The following is a 3,121-nucleotide window of genomic DNA, read 5'->3' on the forward strand; positions in this document are numbered from 1 at the left end:
TGTTGTTTTTGCTTGTTTTGTTTGATCGGTTTGAGAAGTTGGATTTGATTTGTTATTTGGATTTTTTTCTTGATTTTGTTCGTTGGAGTTGGTTTGATGATTCGGATTTTGTTGCAATTCTTCGATTTCAATATTTGTGGATTTTTTTCTATTGATATCAATTTTTCTATCTGTTGATAAGATAAATTCATTTTTAAAACCATAAAATTTAGAAAAAAAATCTTGAAGAAGTCCCATTTTTTTATTTAAACATTTAAATGCATTAGGATTTACAAAAATGATAAATTTGCCGTTTTGAAAATTTACTTGGTGATTTTGAATTGCAAAATAATCTAAATCATGATATTTTTTTATTAAAATGGCTTGGTTTATAATATAATTAAAATAACTTTCTGCCAAAGATTCTAGATAATCCCAATTTTCAAAATCGATGTGGTATTCAATTTGGGGCAAATTAGGCTTAGTTTGCGCTTGGTTTTTCCATAAAATAGTTAATTCTTGGAGTAATTGTTCTAAAAAAAATGCTAAATCACAAACTAAAGGTAAATGTTTAAATGTGATTTGTAAAACCCATTTTGGGCTTTTTTGGCAAACTGATATTTTTTTTATTTGAGGATTTTGAAAATATTTTTTGCAAAAACCTTTTTGTTCGATAAATTGTTTAAATGAATGAGTAGACACAATAAATACCACCTAATAGTTGATTGGGAAAAGAGGCAAGAAATCAAAATTGTTGTTTCAAATCGTTTTTTAAAAAATAAAACAAATAAAAAAACACATGAAATTCATGCAATTTTTTATTTGTTATTTCTTTTCATAGATGCAATTATAAATAAAAATAAATTAATGGTACTGATGGTCGGACTCGAACCGACATGAGTATTGCTCGCTTGATTTTGAGTCAAGTGCGTCTACCATTCCGCCACATCAGCTTTTTGTTTTAAATGATAAAAATATCATACTTATATATTATATCAGTTTTATTTTGATTTTTGTTTTTTTTCCTCAAAATCATAAACCAAAATAATATTTACATGCCCGCCACCCAAAAAAGAACACATTAGCTAATGTCCTTTTATCAGGTTTCGGTGTTAAAACTTTGAAAAATTATTTATTTATGAAGGATATTTTTAGTAAATATTTTGTTTAATAAATTAGTAATAACAATGATACTTAAGTAAAAACCAGTTATCATAGCAAAAGGCAAGATCGGATTAAAAGTCACTCCAGTATTATTTTTAGCTACTAAAGTTAACTCAGAGACGCCTATCATAGCAAAAAAAGAACTATCTTTAATGTTTGTGATGAATTGTTGGATAATAAAAGGCAATGATCTTTTCAAAGCTTGGGGAAAAACAATAGAGAAAAAACTTGTCTTTGGCTCATTCCCAAACTCAATGCCGCTTCAATTTGTCCTTTATCTAAAAATTTGATATTCTGCATTAAAATTACATTAATGTTTGCTAAAGAATTAAGAATCAAAACCAAAAGTCCTGCATTAAGAGAAGTAATAACACCTTTATTACAAAGCTTTCCAATGCCATAATAAACAAGCATTGCTTGGGCTGCTGTTGGCATCGTTTTTAAAATGAAAAATAAAATATCAAAGATCCAATTTATTCCTTTGCTAATTTTTAATATATAAGGATTATTGGATTGGGCATTTTTCATTAAGGTGCATAAAATAACTAATAAAAAGCCTAAAAAAAGACCATCAATAGCCAAAATTAAAGTAGTTTTAAGTCCTTCTTTATAAGATGGAAAAGTTTTTCTAATTTGTGACCAAGTATTATTTTTTGCTAGATTAATTGTTTCTTGGTGGTTTTCAAAAATATCGTCTACCCATTTTTTGGTTATTTTTTCTATGTTTGTGATTTGTTTTTTTGTTTTTGCAATTTCATTTATTAAGTTTTGTTTTTCATTATCACTTAAAATTGATTTATTTTGTTCTAATGGATTTGTAAGTTCCTTAAGTTTTGCTTTTAGTGTGTCAATATCTGTGATTTTTACTAATTGTTCTATTTGTTTTGTTGTTATTTTTATTTCTTCATTTTCATGTGTAATTTGTGTTTCTGGATTTGCTAATCTTTCTAATTTGTTTTCCAAGCTATTAAGTTTATTTTTTAAATCTATAATATCTAGGAATTTGCCTTCTTCTTGTTTTACTAATCTCAATTCCAATAATGCGGTATTTATCTTTTCTTGTAAATTTGGTATTCTTCTATCTTTTTCATTTTTTTAGGCAAAAACATTCCCAAACCTTGAGGGCAAGCAGAATGACTTAAATTTTTGGAATTCATGTTAAAAAAAGCTAAATTATTATCTGAGGCACAAGCCCATCTAGCCATAAAACTATCTATTACAAAAATATCGGATTTCTTTTGTGAAACATCCTGAAAGCATGCAGGAGGACTACTTAATTCATTGTTTTTTTAACAAGTGGCTGTGATTCTTGCATATTTGTTTGCGCTACTATTTTTTCAATTACTGGGATTGCAGTAGTATTTTGGAATGTTACAAATTGAATTGGTTCGTTTGGAGTTGCTATTTTTTTTAATTAATCGCAAAAACCTTCAAAATTTATTTCTTCTTTTTGGATTAAACCTTCAAATATTGTAGGCGATTAAAGAACCATTAAAAAAAATACCAACTTTTAAGTTGGTTTCCTTATTGTTTCTAAATACTAAAAAATATTTTTCTTATTAAATAATAAAAAAGGAGATTAAAATGGCGAGAAATTACAGGCGTTCTTATTTCAGTAAAAAATCTTTTAGAATAAATAAATTAACTTTAGGCAGTTTTTTTACATATTGGATTTTACCTACATTAGGCATTGTTATTCCTTTGATTGTTTATTTTGCTTCAAAAGGTTATTTATCAATAGCTAAATCATAAAAAGGAGGATAAAAAATGACTTTAAGACAAATATTAATTTTAATTGCTCTTGGTTGTATTTTTATATTTGCAGCTTATAAACTTGGTTTTATTGTTCCCGATGCAACTAAAATTACATGGATTAAATAAATGAGTGTTTTTTTAAAAAAACACTCATTAAGGATAATATATGAATATATGAATAAATTAAGTTAAAAGAAAGGATTTTTTCAAAATGGATAAACAA

General features: G+C 26.2%; 2 protein-coding genes, 1 tRNA gene and 2 pseudogenes. 1 reads left to right on the forward strand and 4 read right to left on the reverse strand.

All coding sequences use genetic code 11. The features are described from left to right. The 4 genes and pseudogenes from OYV_RS03150 to OYV_RS05095 form a co-directional block, all read right to left on the reverse strand. Positions 1 to 681: pseudogene (locus OYV_RS03150) on the reverse strand (PolC-type DNA polymerase III); the annotation flags it as partial. 166 nt (positions 682 to 847) lie between these two features. Next, positions 848 to 932: transfer RNA gene (locus OYV_RS03155), tRNA-Leu, on the reverse strand. Between the two features lie 179 nt (positions 933 to 1,111). Further along, a pseudogene (locus OYV_RS05660) lies at positions 1,112 to 1,671 on the reverse strand (ABC transporter permease subunit). Positions 1,672 to 2,192: 521 nt separating this feature from the next. Continuing rightward, the gene (locus tag OYV_RS05095; protein WP_172642363.1) at positions 2,193 to 2,348 is read right to left on the reverse strand and encodes a hypothetical protein; all 156 of its coding nucleotides are present in this window, start codon (positions 2,346 to 2,348) and stop codon (positions 2,193 to 2,195) included. A 379-nt stretch (positions 2,349 to 2,727) separates the two neighbouring features. Here OYV_RS05095 and OYV_RS05100 point away from each other — a divergent pair, with 379 nt between their 5' ends. Beyond that, positions 2,728 to 2,895: a hypothetical protein gene (locus OYV_RS05100; protein ID WP_172642364.1), complete on the forward strand. Its 168-nt coding sequence runs from the start codon at positions 2,728 to 2,730 to the stop codon at positions 2,893 to 2,895. Positions 2,896 to 3,121 lie beyond the last annotated feature (226 nt).

Origin of the sequence: 'Chrysanthemum coronarium' phytoplasma (genome assembly GCF_000744065.1) — a bacterium.
Classification (GTDB): domain Bacteria; phylum Bacillota_I; class Bacilli_A; order Acholeplasmatales; family Acholeplasmataceae; genus Phytoplasma; species Phytoplasma asteris.

What these genes read in the sequence shown, in the direction of transcription:
- OYV_RS05095 (WP_172642363.1), bottom strand. Translation starts at nt 2,348, where the DNA reads ATGGCTAGATGGGCTTGTGCCTCAGATAATAATTTAGCTTTTTTTAAC.
- OYV_RS05100 (WP_172642364.1), top strand. Translation starts at nt 2,728, where the DNA reads ATGGCGAGAAATTACAGGCGTTCTTATTTCAGTAAAAAATCTTTTAGA.